Source organism: Nakamurella sp., from assembly GCF_048594475.1.
Lineage (GTDB): Bacteria > Actinomycetota > Actinomycetes > Mycobacteriales > Nakamurellaceae > Nakamurella.
This window is the reverse complement of record NZ_JBMDXT010000340.1, coordinates 1-18,954: the sequence shown is the minus strand read 5'-3', so window position 1 is coordinate 18,954 and position 18,954 is coordinate 1. Positions and strand designations below refer to the sequence as shown.

22 protein-coding genes are annotated in these 18,954 nt (G+C 74.3%); 11 read left to right on the top strand and 11 right to left on the bottom strand.

The features are described 5' to 3' along the window. Together ACOJUF_RS15525 and ACOJUF_RS15520 are read left to right on the top strand one after the other, a co-directional pair. On the top strand, positions 1–369 hold a 369-nt coding region (locus ACOJUF_RS15525), incomplete at its 5' end, for a PEP-utilizing enzyme (RefSeq protein ID WP_420122731.1). Beyond that, positions 366–998, top strand: a complete 633-nt coding sequence (locus ACOJUF_RS15520; RefSeq protein ID WP_420122730.1) for a TetR/AcrR family transcriptional regulator — start codon at positions 366–368, stop codon at positions 996–998. The genes ACOJUF_RS15525 and ACOJUF_RS15520, both read left to right, overlap by 4 nt. Before the next feature lie 12 nt (positions 999–1,010). Here the strand turns inward: ACOJUF_RS15520 and ACOJUF_RS15515 are convergent, their stop codons facing one another. Continuing rightward, positions 1,011–2,090, bottom strand: a complete 1,080-nt coding sequence (locus ACOJUF_RS15515; protein WP_420122729.1) for an NADH:flavin oxidoreductase/NADH oxidase — start codon at positions 2,088–2,090, stop codon at positions 1,011–1,013. Between the two features lie 320 nt (positions 2,091–2,410). Between ACOJUF_RS15515 and ACOJUF_RS15510 the strand changes: the two genes are divergently transcribed. Continuing rightward, positions 2,411–2,767 carry a hypothetical protein gene (locus ACOJUF_RS15510; protein ID WP_420122728.1) on the top strand — a complete coding sequence of 119 codons (357 nt, stop codon included), beginning with the start codon at positions 2,411–2,413 and terminating at the stop codon, positions 2,765–2,767. Between the two features lie 35 nt (positions 2,768–2,802). On the opposite strand, the gene ACOJUF_RS15505 is transcribed toward ACOJUF_RS15510, so the two are convergent. The 4 genes from ACOJUF_RS15505 to ACOJUF_RS15490 all read right to left on the bottom strand — a co-directional run bounded on the left by ACOJUF_RS15505 (position 2,803) and on the right by ACOJUF_RS15490 (position 6,512). After that, on the bottom strand, positions 2,803–3,987 hold the full coding sequence (locus tag ACOJUF_RS15505; protein ID WP_420122733.1) for an RtcB family protein: 1,185 nt from the start codon (positions 3,985–3,987) through the stop codon (positions 2,803–2,805). Positions 3,988–4,091: 104 nt separating this feature from the next. Continuing rightward, the gene (locus ACOJUF_RS15500) at positions 4,092–4,631 is read right to left on the bottom strand and encodes a cysteine hydrolase family protein (RefSeq protein WP_420122727.1); all 540 of its coding nucleotides are present in this window, start codon (positions 4,629–4,631) and stop codon (positions 4,092–4,094) included. Then, entirely contained in the window at positions 4,628–5,431 is an 804-nt protein-coding gene (locus ACOJUF_RS15495) for a PIG-L family deacetylase (RefSeq protein ID WP_420122726.1), read from the bottom strand. Before ACOJUF_RS15495 ends, ACOJUF_RS15500 begins: the two co-directional genes overlap by 4 nt. Before the next feature lie 139 nt (positions 5,432–5,570). Then, positions 5,571–6,512 (bottom strand): NAD(P)/FAD-dependent oxidoreductase, encoded by a 942-nt coding sequence (locus ACOJUF_RS15490; protein WP_420122725.1) that lies wholly within the window; start codon positions 6,510–6,512, stop codon positions 5,571–5,573. Between the two features lie 114 nt (positions 6,513–6,626). Between ACOJUF_RS15490 and ACOJUF_RS15485 the strand changes: the two genes are divergently transcribed. Continuing rightward, entirely contained in the window at positions 6,627–7,238 is a 612-nt protein-coding gene (locus tag ACOJUF_RS15485; RefSeq protein WP_420122724.1) for a helix-turn-helix domain-containing protein, read from the top strand. Between the two features lie 15 nt (positions 7,239–7,253). Here the strand turns inward: ACOJUF_RS15485 and ACOJUF_RS15480 are convergent, their stop codons facing one another. The 4 genes from ACOJUF_RS15480 to ACOJUF_RS15465 form a co-directional block, all read right to left on the bottom strand. Continuing rightward, the gene (locus tag ACOJUF_RS15480; RefSeq protein WP_420122723.1) at positions 7,254–8,288 is read right to left on the bottom strand and encodes a maleylacetate reductase; all 1,035 of its coding nucleotides are present in this window, start codon (positions 8,286–8,288) and stop codon (positions 7,254–7,256) included. Beyond that, positions 8,285–9,202 (bottom strand): dioxygenase, encoded by a 918-nt coding sequence (locus ACOJUF_RS15475; RefSeq protein WP_420122722.1) that lies wholly within the window; start codon positions 9,200–9,202, stop codon positions 8,285–8,287. Before ACOJUF_RS15475 ends, ACOJUF_RS15480 begins: the two co-directional genes overlap by 4 nt. Continuing rightward, positions 9,199–10,053, bottom strand: coding sequence for an LLM class flavin-dependent oxidoreductase (locus ACOJUF_RS15470; RefSeq protein ID WP_420122721.1), 855 nt, complete (start codon positions 10,051–10,053; stop codon positions 9,199–9,201). Before ACOJUF_RS15470 ends, ACOJUF_RS15475 begins: the two co-directional genes overlap by 4 nt. A 103-nt stretch (positions 10,054–10,156) precedes the next feature. Then, the gene (locus tag ACOJUF_RS15465) at positions 10,157–10,774 is read right to left on the bottom strand and encodes a trimeric intracellular cation channel family protein (RefSeq protein WP_420122720.1); all 618 of its coding nucleotides are present in this window, start codon (positions 10,772–10,774) and stop codon (positions 10,157–10,159) included. 262 nt (positions 10,775–11,036) lie between these two features. Between ACOJUF_RS15465 and ACOJUF_RS15460 the strand changes: the two genes are divergently transcribed. From ACOJUF_RS15460 to ACOJUF_RS15430, 7 genes are all read left to right on the top strand, one after another. Further along, a complete protein-coding gene (locus ACOJUF_RS15460; RefSeq protein ID WP_420122719.1) occupies positions 11,037–11,660 on the top strand; it encodes a hypothetical protein in 624 nt (207 codons plus the stop codon). A gap of 26 nt (positions 11,661–11,686) precedes the next feature. Next, on the top strand, positions 11,687–13,240 hold the full coding sequence (locus ACOJUF_RS15455; RefSeq protein ID WP_420122718.1) for a flotillin family protein: 1,554 nt from the start codon (positions 11,687–11,689) through the stop codon (positions 13,238–13,240). 59 nt (positions 13,241–13,299) lie between these two features. Beyond that, entirely contained in the window at positions 13,300–13,863 is a 564-nt protein-coding gene (locus ACOJUF_RS15450) for an HD domain-containing protein (RefSeq protein ID WP_420122717.1), read from the top strand. A gap of 108 nt (positions 13,864–13,971) precedes the next feature. Then, positions 13,972–14,988: a phosphogluconate dehydrogenase (NAD(+)-dependent, decarboxylating) gene (gnd, locus tag ACOJUF_RS15445; protein WP_420122732.1), complete on the top strand. Its 1,017-nt coding sequence runs from the start codon at positions 13,972–13,974 to the stop codon at positions 14,986–14,988. Positions 14,989–15,046: 58 nt separating this feature from the next. Next, positions 15,047–16,108, top strand: a complete 1,062-nt coding sequence (locus ACOJUF_RS15440) for an acyl-CoA dehydrogenase (protein WP_420122716.1) — start codon at positions 15,047–15,049, stop codon at positions 16,106–16,108. After that, a complete protein-coding gene (locus ACOJUF_RS15435) occupies positions 16,099–16,971 on the top strand; it encodes a PIG-L deacetylase family protein (protein WP_420122715.1) in 873 nt (290 codons plus the stop codon). The genes ACOJUF_RS15440 and ACOJUF_RS15435 overlap by 10 nt, the downstream gene beginning before the upstream one ends. After that, positions 16,968–17,711: a glycosyltransferase gene (locus tag ACOJUF_RS15430; RefSeq protein WP_420122714.1), complete on the top strand. Its 744-nt coding sequence runs from the start codon at positions 16,968–16,970 to the stop codon at positions 17,709–17,711. The genes ACOJUF_RS15435 and ACOJUF_RS15430 overlap by 4 nt, the downstream gene beginning before the upstream one ends. Before the next feature lie 52 nt (positions 17,712–17,763). Here ACOJUF_RS15430 and ACOJUF_RS15425 read toward each other — a convergent pair whose 3' ends face one another. Then, complete coding sequence (locus ACOJUF_RS15425; RefSeq protein WP_420122713.1) at positions 17,764–18,432, bottom strand: UdgX family uracil-DNA binding protein; 669 nt, start codon at positions 18,430–18,432, stop codon at positions 17,764–17,766. Between the two features lie 144 nt (positions 18,433–18,576). Continuing rightward, a partial coding sequence (locus ACOJUF_RS15420; RefSeq protein WP_420122712.1) for a glycosyltransferase family 9 protein occupies positions 18,577–18,954 on the bottom strand: 378 nt, incomplete at its 5' end.

Genomic DNA, 18,954 nt, shown 5'->3' with positions numbered 1-18,954 from the left:
GGCACCGAGCCCGAGGCGGTGGCCGGGCCCGCCGTCGCGCGGGAAGCCGGCACCCTGCTCGGGTCGCCCGCCTCGGCCGGGACGGTGACCGGAACGGCGCGGGTGGTGCTCGATCCGGTGGGCGCCCACCTCGAGCCGGGCGAGATCCTGGTCGCGCCGTCCACCGATCCCGGGTGGACCCCGCTGTTCCTGACCGCCGGTGGCCTGGTCATGGAGATGGGCGGGTCGAACAGTCACGGGGCGGTGGTGGCCCGGGAGTACGGCATCCCCGCCGTGGTCGGCGTGGCCGGGGCCACCGCCGAACTCACCACCGGGATGCGGGTGACCGTGGACGGCGCCGCCGGGACGGTCCGGGCGGTCCCGGCGTGACGCCGGAGGCGACCGCCCGGTCCCGGCGGCCGGGGCGCCCGGCCGGGGACGGCGCGCCCACCCGGGACCTGGTGCTGGCCGCCGCCCGCCGGGCCTTGACCGATCACGGCTACACCGGGGCCTCGGTCCGGCGGATCGCGACGGCGGCCGGGGTCGACCCGGGGATGATCCGGCACTGGTTCGGCGACAAGGCGGGCCTGTTCCGGGCGGCGATGGAGCCGGCGGTCGATCCCGATCGGATGCTCGCCGGCGTCCTCGACGGCGACCCCGGCACCCTGGGCCGGCGGCTGCTGCGCCGGCTGCTCGAGGAGTGGGACGGCGCCGGCGCGCACAGCCCGATGATCATCCTTGTCAGATCGGCGGTCTCGCACGACGAGTCGACCGCGCTGCTGCGGACCTTCGTCGGCGAGCAGATCCTGGGCCGGCTCTCGGGCGTGCTCGACGGGCCGGACGCCGCCCTGCGCTCCAGCCTGGTCGGCAGCCAGCTGATCGGGCTGGCGATGGCCAGGTGCATCGTGCGGGTGGAACCGCTGGCGTCCGCGCCCGCCGATCAGGTCGTCGCCGCGGTCGCGCCGACCCTGCAGCGCTACCTGACCGGGCCGATCGACGGCGAGATCGCCGGCCGCTGACGGCGTGTCCGGTCACCGCCAGGCGCCGCGCACGTACTGCGGGGGGTAGGGCGCCCGGTCCCGGGGCACCCCGAGCTCGTGGGCCGCCCGGAGCGGCCAGGCCGGCTCGCGCAACGCGGCCCGCGCCAGCAGCACCACGTCGGCCGATCCCTCGTCCAGGATCTGCTGCGCCTGGGCGGGTTCGGTGATCAACCCGACCGCACCGGTCGGGATGCCGCCCTTGACGCGCACGTCCCGGGCGAACGGAACCTGGTAGCCCGGACCCACCTCGATCTGCTGCGCCGGATCGAGCCCGCCGGAGGAGGTGTCGATCAGGTCGACGCCGTGCTCGCGCAGCCGCCCGGCCAGGTCCGTGCTCTCGGCGACCGACCAGCCGCCGTCCACCCAGTCCGTGGCCGAGATCCGCACCAGGACCGGCTTGCCGGCCGGCCAGGCGGCCCGGACGGCGTCGACCACCGCCAGCAGCAGCCGGATCCGGTTCTCGAAACTGCCGCCGAACTCATCGGTCCGGCGGTTGGCGAGCGGGGACAGGAACTGGTGCAGCAGGTAACCGTGCGCGGCGTGCACCTCGACCACGTCGAACCCGGCGTCGTCGGCCCGGCGGGCGGCCGCGGCGAACGCGGCGACCAGGTCGTCGATCTGCCCGGCGATCAGTTCCGCCGGGGTGGCGTAGCCGCCGAAGGCGACCGCCGACGGGGCGACGGTCGGCCAGCCACCGGCGCTCTCGGGGGCGGTGCCCTCGCCGAGCCACGGGGCGTAGGTGGCCGCCTTGCGGCCGGCGTGGGCCAGCTGGACGCCGATCGCCGTGCCCTGGGCGTGCGCGAAGTCCACGATCCGCCGCCAGGCGACGATCTGCTCGTCGTTCCAGATGCCGGTGTCCTGCGGGCTGATCCGTCCCTCCGGGGTGACCGCGGTGGCCTCGGTGAGGATCAGTCCGTACCCGAGCGCGGCGTGCGAGCCCAGATGCACCAGATGCCAGTCGGTGGGCACGCCGTCCCGCGCCTCGACGCTGTACTGGCACATCGGCGAGAGCCAGATCCGGTTCTTGATCGTCAGGTCCTGCAGGCTGATGGGGTCGAACAGCGACGGCATGGACTCGCCTTCCTCGATTCATGTCCGAGGTGCGGCGGTGGACCCCGGTGGCCGGTGGTCCGGCCGGTCATCCGGAAGAACCCGGGCCTGCCGCCGCCTATTCCTGTGGTCCGGCGTCACGGTGGTTGGCCTGCGGAATGTGGACAGGTGGCGAACGGATCGGCGATCTGGTTGAGACTGCTGACGTCAGCCTGGCGCAGGATGGATCATGGCGGGTATGTCAGCGGTCGAACAGCAGGCACCGGCCTGGCCGGCGCAGGTGCGCGGCGAGTGGACGGTCGACGGCCCGGTCCCGGTCCGCTTCGACCCGGCGGTGCTGCGTGGCTGACCCGGCCGGGCCGGCCGCCCGCACCGGGATCCTCGGCCCGGTCCTCGTCGTGGTCACCGCGGTGCTGGTGGCCGGACTGCTCGTCCTGCCCCTGATGATGCTGGTCCTGGGTGTCCTCGCCGCCCTGTCCACCTGGTTTCCGGCGCTGGGCGATCCCACCTGGAACGACGGCGACGCCGGTCTCGGGCTCGGGTTCGGCGGCGTGGCGACGCTGGCCGTGCTGGCCACGGGCGCCGGCGGGTTCACCGTCCTGGCCCGCCGCTTCCGGCTGCCGGTGCGGCCGTGGCTGGTCGGCGCCCTCGCGGGGTCGCTGCTGCTGGCCGGGGCGGTGCTGGGGGTGGCGTTCTGACCGTTCCGGTGGGAACGGCCGGAACGCCACCCGTCTCAGTCGCCCTTGACGTTCACCAGCTGGTGCAGCGTGTGCCGGATCTCGACCAGGTCCGCCGCATCGGCCATGACGACGTCGATCGCCTTGTAGGCGTCGGGGATCTCGTCGATGAACGCGTCGGTGTCCCGGTACTCGATGCCGGCCATCCGGGCCCGGAGCTGCTCCCGGGTGAACAGCCGCCGCGCCGCCGTCCGCGAATGCTCCCGGCCGGCCCCGTGCGGGGACGAGTGCAGGGCCACCGGGTTGCCCCGGCCCCGCACCACGTACGACGCCGTCCCCATCGACCCCGGAATGAGCCCGTCGACGCCCTCGTGCGCGTCGATGGCGCCCTTCCGGGACACCCACACCGCCTTGCCCCAATGGGTTTCCCGGACGGTGTAGTTGTGATGGCACTGGATCGTCTCGACCGGATCGACCGGTGCGCCCATGTGCTCGGCGAACGCGAGTTCGACCCGGTCCATCATCTCCCGCCGGTTGAGCAGGGCGAACCGCTGCGCCCACCCGAGCTCGGCGATGTAGGCGTCGAACTCGGGCGTCTGCTCCACCAGGTAGGCCAGATCCCGGTCCGGGAGCCGGATCCAGTTCTTCTCGGCGTACCGCTGGGCGACCCCGATGTGGTGCTGGGCGATCCGGTTGCCCACCCCCCGGGACCCGGAGTGCAGGAACAGCCAGACGGTGCCCGACTCGTCGGCGGTCACCTCGATGAAGTGGTTGCCCGAGCCGAGCGAGCCCAGCTGCCGCGTCCAGTTCTTCCCGTACCCGGCCGGGTCGAAGCCCGCCTCCTGGGCCAGCTCCGTCAGCTCGTCCAGGTACGTGCGGGTGTGCGGGCCGACGTCCAGCGACCGGTTGTGGTGCCCGGCGGACAGCGGGACCAGCTGCTCGATCCGCGTCCGCAGCCGGCTCAGCGGGCCGGCCGCCCGCACCTGAGCGATGTCGTACGCCGTCCGGACCGCGATCATGCCGCAGCCGATGTCGACCCCGACTGCGGCCGGGATGATCGCCCCGAGGGTGGGGATGACCGAGCCGACGGTCGCCCCCTTGCCCAGGTGGGCGTCGGGCATCAGGGCCAGGTGCGGGAACACGAACGGCATGCCGCTGGTGCGGACCGCCTGCTCCCTGGCATTCTCGTCGAGAATCGATGCCCACGAGATGCACTTCGGGGCAAGATGTGTCGGCACGATGATCACCACCTTTCGCTCGTCGGGGCGAGCGGGACGCCCGCGCGCCGGATGAGCATGGCCGATCCGCGGCGCGACCGCACCTGCAATTCCCGCAGCCCCGGCGATCAGCCGGTGACGACCTCCGGGCCGGACCGCAGGGTCGCGAAGCCGTCGCCGAGCGCGGCGACGAACGCCGCGTGCACCGCGGCGCCCGGCACCGCGGTCCCACCGAATTCCAGATCCGGTGCGGCGCAGGCGTCGTGCACCAGCTCGACGGTGTAGCCGGCGTCCGCCGCGGCGCGCACCGTCGAGTCGATGCACATGCTGGTCATCATGCCCATCACGACCAGGGTGCCGCTCCGGTCCAGCCGGCGGTCCAGGTCGGTGCCGACGAATGCGTTCGGCTCCGCCTTGGTCACCACCGGCTCGCCGGCGGCCGGGGTGACCGCCGGGTTGATCTGCACGCCGGGCGTGCCCGGTCGCATGAACGTGGCGTCCGGGGCGTCCCAGACATGCTGCACGTGCACGACCGGGTCACCGGCCCGGCGGAACGCGGCGAGCACCGAGGCCGCGACCGCGCCGGCCTCCGTCGCGCCGACCAGCGGGTGGGCCCCGCCGGGGAAGTAGTCGTTCTGGATGTCGACGATCAGCAGGGTCCGCGTCATACCGGCAAGCCTGCCATCGGGTCGGTCTCGGTGATGCCCGGTCCCTGGCCGTCCCGGATCGCCCACTCGACGCCGAAGGCATATCCGAACGCTTCCTCCGGCATGGCCAGGAACCAGGAGTGCTCGGCGATCTGGCTGGCGTGCGCCCGCATCGACGCGCGCTTGGCCGCGAGCTGGTCGGCCACGTCGAACCGGGCGGTGATCTGGGCCTCCGGCTTGCCCATCTCGATGTCGTCGGCGCCGGCGCGGGGCAGTTCGATACCGGCCGCCTTCGCCTGCGCGGCGAACATCGACCAGCCGCGCCGGAAGTGCTCCCGGTTGCTCGTCAACTGGTAGACGCGTTCGGTGCCGGCGAGCTCGGCGGCCCGCAGACCGACCCGGTGCACCTGGATGTGGTCGGGATGCCCGTACCCGCCGTTGTCGTCGTACACCGTCAGGACGTCGGCCTGCTCCTCCCGCAGGATCTGCGCGAGGCGGCCGGCCGCCTCGTCGACGTCGGCGCGCCAGAAGCAGCCCGGCTCGTCGTTGGACGGCTCGCCCATCATCCCGGAGTCGCTGTACCCCAGGAACTCGGTGCGGGCCGCGCCCAGGATGCGGGCCGATTCCAGGGTCTCGGCGACCCGGCGCTGCCAGAGCGGTTCGCCCTCGTCCAGGAAGCCGTCCTCGACCTCGCCCCGCTCGCCACGGGTGCCGAAGACCAGGACCACCCGGTGTCCCTCGTCGGCGGCCCGCCGCAGCAGGCCGCCGGCGGTGATCGACTCGTCGTCGGGGTGGGCGTGGAACGAGACCAGGGTCGCCATGACCGACGACCCTAGTTGGCCGAGCGGGCGAGGCCACCATCGTCCCGGTGGCCGAGCGGGCGAGGCCATCGGTGCCTGCTTAACGTCGCTGCTCTCCGCCCGGCCGGGTTTCCGCAGCCGGCCCCGCACGCGGCCCACCTCAGGCCGGCGCGCGCAGCGCCTCGACCGCCGCTCGGGTCTGCGCCATCACCAGGTCGGCGTTGATCTGCGCTCCGGCCGCCGCCCCGGCTGCGGCGGCCGCGCCGACCTGGGCCATGGGGTCGCTGACGTTCCCGGCCGCCCACACCCCGGCGACCTCGGTCCGGCCGACGGCGTCGGCCGGCAGGTACTCACCGGCGCCCAGGGGATGCTCGACCGGCCGGAGCCCGATCCCGGCCAGGAAGCCGGCCCGCGCGACCAAGCGCGTGGCCACGGCCAGGGCCTGCCGGGGGACGGTGGTGCCGTCGGCCAGCCGGACGCCGGTGAGCCGGTCATCCTCGATGCGCAACCCCACGACCGCGCCCTCGACCACCTCGATCTCCCGGGCGGTCAGCTCCAGCCGCTCCGACGCCGACAGCGAGGCGGGGTCGGCGAACAGCACGACGTCCGCGCTCAGCTGCCGGAAGAGCAGGGCCTGGTGGAGCGCCCGCGGGTGCCCGCCGAGGATCCCGATGGCCTGGTCGCGGACCTCCCAGCCGTGACAGTACGGGCAGTGCAGGACGTCCCGGCCCCACCGCGCGCCCAGGCCGGGGACGGCCGGCAGCTCGTCGACCAGTCCGGTGGTGACCAGCAGCCGGCGGGCACCGACCGTGCGGCCGTCGGCCAGGGCGACCACGAAATCGTCGACCGTTCCCGATACCGAGGTCACCGTGCCGGCCTCGACCTGTCCGCCGTACCGCCGGACCTCCGCGCGGCCACGGGCCAGCAGCTCGGCCGGCGGCACGCCGTCGTGGCCCAGCAGCCCGTGCACACCGCCCGCCGGGGCGTTGCGCGGCTCGCCCGCGTCCAGCACCAGCACCGACCGTCGCGACCGGGCCAGCATCAGCGCCCCGTTCAGCCCGGCCGCGCCGCCGCCGATCACCACCGCGTCGAATGTGGCCATGCCGATCGCCTCCTCGTCCATCTCCGTGAGAACCGTTGTCAACAGTTGGGACCACTGTGGTGGTGATGGCCAGTAGGTGGCAAACTTGTTTGCAGTAATGGCAAACTGGGCGGCATGGAACCGAACGACGGTGGCGACGACGGCCTGGGCGACACCCTGCGGGCGGTCGGTCCCCGGCTGCGGGCCCTGCGCCAGGAACGGGACACGACGCTGGCCGATCTCTCGGCGGTCACGGGCATCTCGGTCAGCACGTTGTCGCGCTTGGAGTCGGGCGCCCGCCGGCCCAGCCTGGAGTTGCTGCTGCCGCTGGCCAAGGCGCACGGGGTGACCCTGGACGAGCTGGTCGACGCGCCGCCGACCGGCGATCCTCGCATCCACCTGCGTCCGGTCACCCGGGGCACCATGACAATGATCCCGCTGACCCGGCGGCCCGGCGGGGTGCAGGCCTACAAGCTGATCCTGCCGGCCGGCAGCCGCCGCGAACCCGAGCTCAAGACGCACGAGGGATACGAGTGGCTGTACGTCCTCAACGGTCGGCTCCGGGCGATCCTGGGCGAGCACGACCTGATCCTGGCGCCCGGCGAGGTGGTCGAGTTCGACACCCGGCTGCCGCACTGGTTCGGCCCGGCCGGTGACGAGCCGGTCGAGTTCCTCAGCCTTTTCGGTGCTCAGGGGGAGCGGGCCCACCTGCGGGCCGGGCCCCGGCGGGACGAGCGCGACGGTTGAGCCGGCGCGCCGGCGTCACGACCAGACCCGGTCCAGCAGGCCGGCCAGGTCGTCGGCGTCGAACGGCCGCGGGTTCGGATAGGGGCGGGCCGCCACCCGGGCGGCGACCGCCGGCAGCTCCGCCCGCGGCACCCCGAGCTCGGCCAGCGTCCGCGGCCCCGCATACCCGCGGGCGAGGTCGCGGACCGCGGCCACCGGGTCCGACCCGGCGGTCCGGGCCAGCCGGTGGGCCGCCGCCGGCGCGGCCGGCAGGTTGAACGCCATCACGTGCGGCAGCAGCATCGCGTGCAGCTCGGCGTGCGGCAGGTCGAACGTGCCGCCCAGCGCGTGCGCCAGTTGGTGGTGCAGGCCCATCGTCGTCCGGGCCAGACACAGCCCGGCCAGCCAGCCGGCCTGTTGGAGCCGGGCGCGCGCGGCCGGGTCCCGGCCGTCGGCCAGGACGGCCGGCAGCCCGGTCAGGATGAGCTCGGCCGCCTCGTCCGCCAGCGCGTCGGACAGGGCGGTCGCGTCCGGGGCCCAGAGCGCCTCGACCGCATGGGCCAGCGCGTTCAGGGCGCTGGTCCGGGTCAGGCCGGCCGGGAGGTCGAGCGTCAGCTCGGCGTCGTAGACGACGGTGCCCGGGGTGAGCGCGGGGTCGCGGCGGGTGGTCTTGACCCCGTTCTCGGTCTCGCCGAGCACGCCGGTGACCTCCGAGCCGGCATAGGTGGTCGGGACGGCGATCTGCGGCAGGCCCGTCCGGGCGGCGATCGCCTTGGCCAGACCGACGGCCGACCCGCCGCCGATGGCCACCAGGACATCCGGGGCCCCGCCGGCCACCAGCTCCATGGCCGTGGCCGTCACCGCCACCGGCGTGTGCACCACCGGACCGTCGAACCGGCCGACGAGCTTCTCGCCCAGGGCGCCGGCCAGCTCGAGCGCCGCCGGGGTGGCCGACCGGGTGTGCACCAGGAACACCCGGTCGCCGAGACGGCCGGCCTCGCCGGCGATGTCGTGGCGGGCGCCGGGCCCGATGAGCACCCGGGCGGCCGGCGACGTGACGGTGGTGGTCATGAGGCCGGACCCTTAGCCCCTTCGGCGCGATCCAGCACGACCGGGAAGTCCGCGTGGCGGAACGGGTTCGGCAACCCCGCGGCGGCCGCCCGGGCCGGATCGTCGACCCGCGCGAAGTCGACGATCAGGCTGTCCTTGACGCCGAACACCGCGTCGGAGTCCAGGTAGGGGCTGCCGGCCACGAACAGGTGCGTGGTCAGCGACCGCAGCCCGGGCGCCGCCACCGCGACATGCACGTGGGCGGGCCGGTACTCGTGCCGCCCGGTGGCTCGCAGCAGGTCGCCGACCGGACCGTCGGTCGGGATCGGATAGTGCGCCGGCACGATCGTGCGGAAGTGGAAACGGCCGTCGGCGTCGCTGCGGAACAGGCCGCGCAGCTCACCCGGCGCCAGCTCGCCGGGCCGCTGGACGTCGTAGAACCCGCTGGCATCGGCCTGCCAGACGTCCACCGTGGCCCCGGCCACCGGCCGCCCGACCCGGTCGACGACCCGGCCGGTGATCAGGCACGGCTCGCCGGGCCGGCCGGCGACGTTGATGTCGTCACCGAGCCGGCGTGGGGGAGAGGGGATCTGATGGAACGGGCCCTCGACGGTGGCCTCGGTCAGCCCGTCGCCGGCGGCCTGGTTGAGCGACTCCACCAGCATGGACACGCCCAGCACGTCCGACAGCAGGATGAACTCCTGCCGCACGTCGTCGCAGGTCTGTCCGGTCGCGGTGAGGAAGGCGACCGCCGCCTCCCATTCGGCCACCGTCGGCCGGACGTCCTTCACGAACCCGTGCAGGTGCCGCACCAGCGAGTCGAGCACCTCCCGCAGGCGCGGATCGGCCGTGCGGGCGAAGCTGGCCGCGACCACCTCGGCGGAGCGGTCGACCTCGAAGGACCCCGGGACCGGGCCGGCCGCTGAGGTGGTCATCGGCCGAAGGCGACCTCGGCCAGCAGGTCCACCTGGGCGGGGTCGACCGAGGTCGGGAAGAGCACGAGTTCGTCGGCGCCCGCCGCCAGGTAGCCGTCGATCAGCGCCCGGACCGCGTCCGGCCCGGCGGCCGCCCCGTCGATGACCATGTCCCGGTAGGGCCCGGCGAAGGCGTAGTAGTCGCCCAGGCTGCGGGCGATTCCGGCGGCCGCGCCGTCGCCCAGACCGAAGTAGCCCAGCGACACCGTGCGCGGCGATCCCTCCCGCCCGGCCTCCGACCAGGCCTGCCGCACCGCGGGCAGCGTGGCCGCGAGCGCCGCGGGCCCGCCGCCGCCGCTGGTCCAACCGTCGGCGTACCGGGCGACCCGGGCGAACGACCGTACCTGGTTCCCGCCGATCAGCAGCTGTGGCCGGGGCCCGGCGAACGGGGCCGGCCCGATGCCGCCCTCGCCGGCCCAGATCGAGGTCAACCGGGCCAGCTGCGCATCGAACAGGCGACCGCGCCGGCCCGGGTCGACCTCGCTGGCGGCGTAGTCGTCGGGCCGACCGCCGACGGCGACACCCAGCACCATCCGCCCCTCGGACAGGCGGTCGATGGTGGCCACCTGCTTGGCCAGCAGGGCGGTGTTGGTGTGCAGCGGGGCGATGAGGATGTCGGTCAGCAACCGGATCCGGTCCGTCACTGCGGCCGCTGCGGCCAGGCTGATCAGCGACTCGTAGTTGTCGTAGACCAGCCGGTCGATGGTGCCCAGCGAGCTGAAGCCGGCGGCTTCCGCACGGCGGGCCCAATCGACGATCCCGGCCCGGTCCACCCCCGCGACGGTGGTCGGCAGGCCGATTCCGATGTCCATCCCGACGCTCCGATCTGCGGGCCGATCCCGGGCCCGGCGCTGGTCCGATTCGCGGGCCGCGACGACCATCGCGAGGCTAGCAACCGGCCCCGGTCAGCGCCCCTCACGCCCGCGGCAGGTTCCACCCGAGCGAGACCGACAGCATGCGCAGGCCGACGCAGATGGCGAAGCCGATGCCCATCGCCGCGGCTCGCGGCAGCCGCAGGTGCAGCGCCAGCACGGTGGCCGCCGCGCCGGCCAGCGCCGCCACCGCGTAGACGTCCTGCCGCAGGATCCCGGGGACGACGTTGAGCAGCAGGTCCCTGCTCACCCCGCCGCCGACCGCCGACACCGCGCCCAGCAGGATCGCCACGAACCAGTTGATCCGGAAGTCGATCGCCTTGGTCGCCCCGACCACCGCGAACAGCGCGAGCCCGGCGGCGTCCGTCACCTGCAGGAGGGTGACCGGAACCTGCTCGACGACGCGGGCCAGGGCGATGACCAGCCCGGCCCCGGCAAAGGCGGTCAGCGGGTACAGCGCGCTGCGCAGCGAGGCCGGCGGGGTGGACCCGATGAGCACGTCCCGCAGGATGCCGCCGACCAGCGCGCTGACGAACCCGATCACCAGCACGCCGAACACGTCGAGCTCGGCGTACCGGGCGACGATCGCACCCTCGATCGCGAACAGGCAGGTGGCCGCCAGATCCGCGGCGGTGAGCAGGCGCCCGGCGGTGATGCGCACGCCGCACCGTAGCAGCCCGGTCCCGGGCCGCCCGGCCGGCTCGGGCCTGGAGCGAAGACTTTCGCCATGGTAAGATGAGATCTGAATCACACGTGGCCGCGATGTTCGTGGGGAATTGGATTCCGGCCAGTTCGGTTGTGTTCGTCCTCGAATTGACGTGTCGTCGATCGATATCCGATCGCATCGACGGCTCGGTCGACCTCTCGACCCCGGCGGTCGGGCCGGTCGACCCGTCGCACCGTCGGCCGGGAAGGGAGGTCGGGTGGACGCCTTCGCCGCCGTCTATCTGGTCGTGCTGCTGGTGAGCGTGCTGCTGCTGGTCGCGGCGCTCGTCCTGGGGGTCGGGCACGACGCGGACGTCTCGCACGATCTGGAGGCCGGGGCCGGGCCCGACGCGGGCGACGGTATCGCGAGCCACGACGGTTCCGGTCACGACAGTGCCGGCCACGGAGGCGATGTCGCGGCCGACGGGCCGTCGTGGGTATCCGGCCGGGTGATCCTGGGCGCGGCCGCGGGATTCGGTGCGTTCGGCCTCGGCGCGCAGGCCGCCGGGCTGGCGGGCTGGGTGACCCTGCCGATCGCGGTGGCCGGTTTCGTCGGCATGGCGGTCGTGATCCGGCAGCTGGTGCTGCGGCCGATGTGGCGGCAGCAGTCCAACTCGCTGCTCAGCCGGGATTCGTACGTCGGCAGCCGCGGCCAGGTCACGCTCGGAATACGTTCCGGGGAAAGCGGTCTGGTGCGCTTTCTGGATCGCAACGGAACCCCGGTCACCGACTTCGCGGTCACCGCTGACGGTCTGGCGCTGCCGGCCGGTACCGCCGTGCTGGTCGTCGATGTCACCCCGCAGCATGTCGTGGTCGATCCCGACCCGCTGGCCGCGGATTAGATGCATCCGAGAGAAAGGTAGGGGAAATGGATTTCCTGTCCGGGATCGGCGGGGTGTTGGTGCTCGTCGGCGTGCTGGTGGTGGTCATCCTGGCCATCACCACGGTCTTCGCCAAGAACTACGTCAAGGTGCCCAAGAACAAGGTCGCGGTGTTCACCGGCCGGGGCGAGGCCAAGATCGTCAACGGTGGGGCCCGGTTCCGGATGCCGCTGCTGGAGCAGGTCAACGTCATGTCGATCGAGCCGTTCAACATCGAGGCCAAGGTCGTCGACGTCTACTCCAAGGACAACGTGCCGGTCAGCGTCACCGCCGTCGGCCAGGTGAAGTTCTCCTCGTCCCGGGAGGCCTTCGCGCTGTCCACCGAGCGGTACCTGGACACGCCGCGAGAGGCACTCAAGCCGCAGCTGACCGAGATCGTGTCCGGCACGATGCGCAACATCGTCTCCCAGCTCACCGTCGAGGAGCTCAACGGCAATCGCGAGGAGTTCATGCGTCGAGTCAAGGACGAGGCGGCGCAGTCGTTCCAGCCGATCGGCATGCAGCTGGACGTGTTCAACATCCAGAACATCTCCGACAACAACGGCTACCTGGACGCGCTGGGCCAGCGCCGGATCGCCGAGGTGAAGCGGGACGCGATCATCGGCCGGGCCAACGCCGAACGGGACTCGGCGATCCAGTCCGCCGCGGCCGAGCAGCAGGGCAAGATCGCCCGGGCCCAGGCCGACACCAAGATCGCCGAGGCGAATCAGGAGCGGGACCTGCGGCTCGCGGCGATCGCCACCGAGGTCGACGCGGCCAAGGCCCGGGCCGGGCAGGCCGGTCCGCTGGCGGAGGCGCAGGCGCAGCGCGCCGTCGTCCTGGCCGGGGTGCAGACCGATCGGGAGCGCACCGAGGCCCAGATCGGCGTGGAGGAGCAGCGGGCCCGGCAGAAGGAGAAGGCCGTGCAGGCCGATGTCGTCATCCCGGCCGAGGCCGAGCGGCGGGCGGCGGTGGCTCGCGCCGAGGGGCAGCGCGATGCCGACATCGCGTCGGCGACGGCCGCGGCCCGGCGTCGCGAGCTGCAGGGCAAGGCGGATGCCGATGCCCGCAGCATCCTGGCCGGGGCGTCGCAGCGGGAGAAGGAAGCCGAGGCGGCCGGCACCAAGGCGTTGCGGCTGGCCGAGGCCGACGGCATCCGGGCGGTCATGTCGGCCGAGGCGGAGGGCCAGGCCAAGCGGGCCGAGGCGCTGAACCAGCTGTCCGACCAGGCGGCCCGGCAGAACGTGCTGCCGCAGCTGATCGAGGTCCTGCCGCAGCTGGCCGAGGCGATCGCCAAGGGCGTCACCATCGACCGGATGGTCGTGGTCGACGGGGGCGCGAACGGCGGGGACGGCGGCGGGGCCATCCAGCGGGCCATCTCGGTGACCCCGGCGGTGCTGAACCAGGTGCTGGAGACGGCCAAGGGTCTCGGGCTGGACCTGTCCGGCCTGTTCGGCCACGTGGGGATCGGCACCGACGGCGACGCCGGCACCGGTCACGGGCACGACACCGGCAACGGCGCCGCTGCCCCCGCCGTCCGGGCCGGTGGCCGGACCGGCTGACCGGGGCCTGACCGGCCCGTTTGCCTGGCGTTCACCGGGCGGGGGAATCCTCCCGTCCGGTGAAGCGCGCAACGGATCCGACGCTGGTCCCGCGGGCCCGGCAGCTGGCCAAGGGGCTGCTCCGCACGCCGATGCGCGAGCGCTGGCAGCACACCCAGGGAGTGGCGAAACGGGCCGTCGAACTGGCCGGCACCGTGCCGGCCGCCGATCGGCCGGTGCTGGTCGCGGCGGCCTGGCTGCACGACATCGGGTACTCCCCGGCGATCCGCCGGACCGGCTTCCACCCGCTGGACGGTGCCCTGCACCTGCGGCGCAAGCGGTGGGACCCCCGGGTGGTGGCCCTCGTCGCCCATCATTCGGGCGCCCGCTTCGTCCCGGTGGAGCGCGGTTTCGCCGATCTGATGGCCGAGTTCGCGTTCGAGGAATCGGTCCTGACCGACGCCCTGACCTACGCCGACCAGACCGTGGGGCCGGGCGGCCGCCGGATGACGGTCGAGTACCGGATCGCCGAGGCCATCGCCCGGCACGGGCCGGACTCGCCCAATGCCCGGGCCCGCGTCGACCGGGTGCCCTACCTGCTGGCCGTCGCCGAACGGGTGGAGTCGCGGCTGACCCGGAAATGACCCGATCGGGGTGTCCCAGCGGGACGTCTTCGCAACGAGGATCATGATCGGGCGGCCACCTCGGGCCGTCGCGAGGATGCGGAGGGGTCGATGGCAACGGACAGGCCGATGCAGCTGGGCATGATCGGGCTGGGACGGATGGGGGCCAACCTGGTACGGCGCCTGCTGCGCGACGGGCACTCGTGCGTGGTCTACGACGTCAACCCGGCCGCGGTCACCGCGCTGGAGGCGGACGGGGCCACCGGCTCCTCGTCGCTGGCCGACTTCGTCGGCAAGCTGACCGAACCCCGGGCCATCTGGCTGATGCTGCCCGCGGCGATCGTCGATCGCACCCTGGACGAGTTGATCCCGCTGCTGAACCGCGGGGACATCCTCATCGACGGCGGCAACTCCTACTACCGCGACGACATCACCCGGGCCGCGCGGTTGGCGACCGCCGGGCTGCACTACGTCGACTGCGGGACCAGCGGCGGCGTGTGGGGTCTGGAGCGGGGCTACTGCCTGATGATCGGCGGTGAGGACGAGGTGGTCACCCACCTGGACCCGATCTTCAAGACGATCGCCCCCGGCCGGGGCAGCGCGGAGCCGACGCCCAGCCGGACCGAGAGCGGCGGGACCGCGCCGGAGGGCTACCTGCACTGCGGGCCGAACGGCGCCGGGCACTTCGTCAAGATGGTCCACAACGGCATCGAGTACGGGATGATGGCGGCCATCGCCGAAGGCCTGAGCATCATCAAGAACGCCGACGTGGGCAAGCGGGCGCAGGTGATCGACGCCGAGACCACCCCGTTGCGCAACCCGGAGGACTACCAGTACGAGATCGACGTGGCCGAGGTCGCCGAGGTCTGGCGGCGCGGGTCGGTGATCGGCTCCTGGCTCATCGACCTCGTCGCCGACGCGCTGGCCCGCTCGCCCCGGCTCGACGACTTCGCCGGCCGGGTCTCCGATTCCGGCGAGGGCCGGTGGACCGTGCTGGCCGCGGTGGAGGAGGGCGTGCCCGCGTCCGTCATCACCACCGCGCTGGACCAGCGGTTCGAGTCCCGGCGCCTCGGCGAGTTCACCGACAAGGTGCTCTCGGCCATGCGCAGCGAGTTCGGCGGCCACGCGGAGAAGCCCGCCGGCTGAGGCGGCGGGCCGGCCGCCGCCCGGTTTGGGGTCGGCGGCCGGTGGGCACCGTTGAGCCGTGAATTCGCCGCCTGCGCTCCTGGCGCCTGAAGAATCCGTCGGTCACCGCGGTGCCGGTGCCGGTGACGAGGTCGAATGGGCGGCTGCGGTGGCCGGATCGGCCGATCGGGCGCTGGACTTCGCCCTCGACGTCGGTTGGCGGTTGCCCCGACCGGGCTCGGGCCGCACCGCCGAGCGGTGGCGGCGGCTGCGCGACGTGGCGGCCGCCGACCTCACCGCCGCGCGGGTCCTGGAGGCCCACGCCGATGCGCTGGCCATCCTGGCCGAGGCGGCCGACGGCGGCCCCGGGGGTGTGGCCGGCGACGGTCACCGGCGGTGGGGGGTCTTCGCGGCCGAGGGCCCCGGCGTGCGGGTGTGCGCCGAACCGGCCGGTGACGGCTGGGTGCTGCGGGGCACCAAACCGTGGTGCTCGCTGGCCGGGCGGCTCGACCGGGCGCTGATCACCGCGCACGTCGGCCCGGGCGGCCGGCGCCTGTTCTCGATCGATCTCACCGACCCGCGCGTCACCGTCGCTCCGGTGGACGGCTGGGTGGCGCGGGGACTGACCGAGGTCACCTCCACCTCGATCCGGCTGGACGGGTGCCCAGCCCGGCCGATCGGCGGGACCGGCTGGTACCTGGACCGGCCCGGATTCGCCTGGGGTGGCCTCGGAGTGGCCGCCTGCTGGCTCGGCGGGGCGATCGGGGTGGCCCGCACCCTGCGCGCGGCCGGCCGGGAACGGGAACCCGACCAGGTGGCCCTGGCCCATCTGGGGGCGGTCGACACCGCGCTGTTCGCCGCCGACGCCGTGCTCCGCGACGCGGCCGCCGCGGTCGACGACGGCCGCGCCGACGGCCCGGCCGGGGCCCTCTGGGCGGCCCGGGTGCGCGCGGTGGTGGCCGACACCGTGGAGACGGTGGTCACCCGGGTGGGGCACGCCCTCGGTCCGGCCCCGCTGGCGTTCGACGCCGCGCACGCCCGGCGGGTGGCGGATCTGCAGCTGTACGTGCGCCAGCACCACGCCGAGCGGGACGCCGCCCGGCTCGGCGACCGCCTGCTGGACCTGCCCGCGTGGTGGTGACGACGGGCGGGGTCCGCTTCGACGGCCAGGCCCCGGGTACCCCGGAGGACGCGTGGGCCCGCACCGGCCTGCCGGTGGAGGCACCCGCCCTCGACCTGACCGGGATCCGCCGGCTGCTGGTCGTGTCAGCCCATCCGGACGACGAAACACTGGGAGCAGCGGGACTTCTCGCGCGCCTGCACGCGGCCGGGGCGACGGTACGGGTCCTCGTGGCCAGCGACGGCGAGGCGTCGCACCCCCGGTCGCCGACCACCCCGCCGGCCGTCCTCGGCCGCCGGCGCCGGCATGAGATGACCGCCGCGACCGGCCATCTGGCACCGGGCGGGCGTATCGACTGGCTCGGCCTGCCGGACGGCCGGCTCGCCCGGCACGAGGCGGAGCTGGCCGCGGCGGTCGGCCGGGCGGTCGACGGCATCATCGGCGGGACGGTCGGTGGGTCGGTCGGCGGGTCGGTCGGCGGGTCGGTCCGCGGGTCGGTCGGCGGGACGGTGGACCGGGGTCCCGGCACCCTGGTCGTCTCGCCGTGGCACGCGGACGGGCACCCCGATCATGAGGCCGTGGCCCGGGCGGTCGCCGCCGGGATCGCCGGATCCAGGACGCCATCGATCCATCTGGAGTTTCCGGTGTGGGCCTGGTTGTGGGCCGGTCCGGACGATCCGCGGCTGCGGCCCGGCGGCCTGCGCGTGCTGCGGCTGACGGCCGGCGAGCAGCGGGCCAAGGCGCGGGCGATCGCCGAACATCGCAGCCAGATCGCCCCTCTGGGAAGCGGCCCCGGTGACGAGGCGGTGCTGACCCCGGACTTCCTCGCGCACTTCCGCCGGTCCTGGGAGATCTACCTGCCGGCCGGCGGAGCGGCCGCATGACCGGTGGCCTCGCCGCCATCGGGGTGGTGATCCCGGCCCGTAACGAGGTGGACCGGATCGACGGGTGCCTGGCCGCCGTGACCGCCTCCGTGGCGCGCCTGCGCCGCCGGCCGGCCGGGCCGCAGGTGCCGGTGCGCATCGTCGTGGTGTTGGACGACTGCCGGGACGGCACCGCCGACCGGGTGGCCGGCTGGCCGGCGGTCTGCGCGGTCGCTTCATCGGCCGGCCGGGTCGGGGCGGCCCGCGCGGCCGGAATCGGGCACGTGCTCGAAGGGTTCGCCCGGGACGGGATCCCGGAGAGCGGGATCTGGCTCGCCAACACCGACGCCGACTCGCGGGTGCCGGCCGGTTGGCTGGGGTTGCAGGCGGCCGCGTCCCGCCGCGGCGCGGCCATGGTGCTGGGCACCGTCCGGCCCGATCCGGCCGAGCTCGACCGGGCGATCCGGCAACGCTGGTACCGCCGCCACCGGCTCGGCGACGGCCATCCGCACGTGCACGGGGCCAATCTGGGGATCCGGGCCGACTGGTACCGGCGGGCCGGTGGCTTTCCGCCCGTCGCCCGGCAGGAGGACGTCGCCCTGGTCGCCGCGGTGACGGCGGCCGGCGGCCGCATCGTGCGGACCGGCGCCGGACCGGTGCAGACCAGTGCCCGGCTGTCGGGACGGGCACCCGGCGGGATGTCCGACTACCTGCGCCGGTTGGCTGCCGACCTCGACGAGCCGATGGACGCGGCCGGCTGACGGAAGGGGCGGCCCCCGCTCGCGCCGGACTCGACCGGCCGGTCGGTCCCGATCAGGCAAGCAGGCCGGCCACCACCGACAGGTCCCGCACCATCCCGTCGAGGGCGGCCGTCCGCGCGTCCCGGTCCGGGGTCCGCAGGACCGCGGACGGGTGGATCGTCGCCAGGGCGGCGCTGACCTCAGGGCCGCCCGGACCGGCGAACGGTCCGTGCGGCGGTGGCCACGCCAGCACCCGGCCGTGCTCCTGGGTGACCCGAAAATCGTTGCCGAACAGAGCTTTCGCTGCGGTGGCGCCGAGCGCCACGAGGATCCGCGGCCGGACCGCGGCCAGTTCGGCGGTCAGCCAGGGTGCGCAGGCCGCGACGTGCCGGGTGGTCGGGTTCCGATGCAGCCGCCGCGGACCGTGCCCGGTGCTCTTCCAGCGGAAATGCTTGACCGCGTTGGTCACCCACGCCGCGGTCCGGTCGATCCCGGCCCGCTCCAGGGCCTCGTCCAGCACCCGGCCGGCGGGCCCGACGAACGGCCGGCCCGCCCGGTCCTCGGCATCGCCGGGCTGCTCGCCGACCAGCATGATCCGGGCCGCCGGGTTCCCCGCCCCGAACACCGCCTGGGTGGCGTCCGCGTGGAGCTCGCACCCGCGGCACTGCTGGACCGCCGCGGCCAGCCGGTCCAGGTCGCGGGAAGCGGGGACGAAGGGCGCGGCGGTGGGGGCGGTCGGCATGCCGGAGGGGTTCCCGGCGCCGGCCCGCGCCAACCCGGCGCCGGGTGGGCGCCAACCCGGCGCCGGCCCGCGCCGACTCGGCACCGGCCCGCGCCAACCCGCCAGGTGGCATCGGCGACCGGGATCGGCGGCCGACGGCCCGGATCAGGCCGGCGGCATCGGTGCGACCGCCACCGCGGCCCGCACCTGGCCGACGTCGATGGCCGCCAGCGCAGGATCCACGTCGACCCCGTGCGGGTCGCCCGGGTGGGCCGGATCGCCGTGCCAGAGCACGGCGTGCAGGTCCGGGTCGACGGCCGGACCCCATCGGTGCGGTGAGGTCGGTCCGAACAGCAGCACCGACGGAGTTCGGAAGGCGGTCGCCAGGTGGGCGACGCCGGTGTCGCCGCAGACCAGCACCCGCGCCCGGGCGACCCGGTCGGCCAGCTCCGGCAGGTCGTGCAGGCCGGCGGTGTCGACCGGCCCGGCGATGTCGCCCGACCCGGCGAGCGCGCGGGCCCGCGCGACGATGTCGCGGCAGAG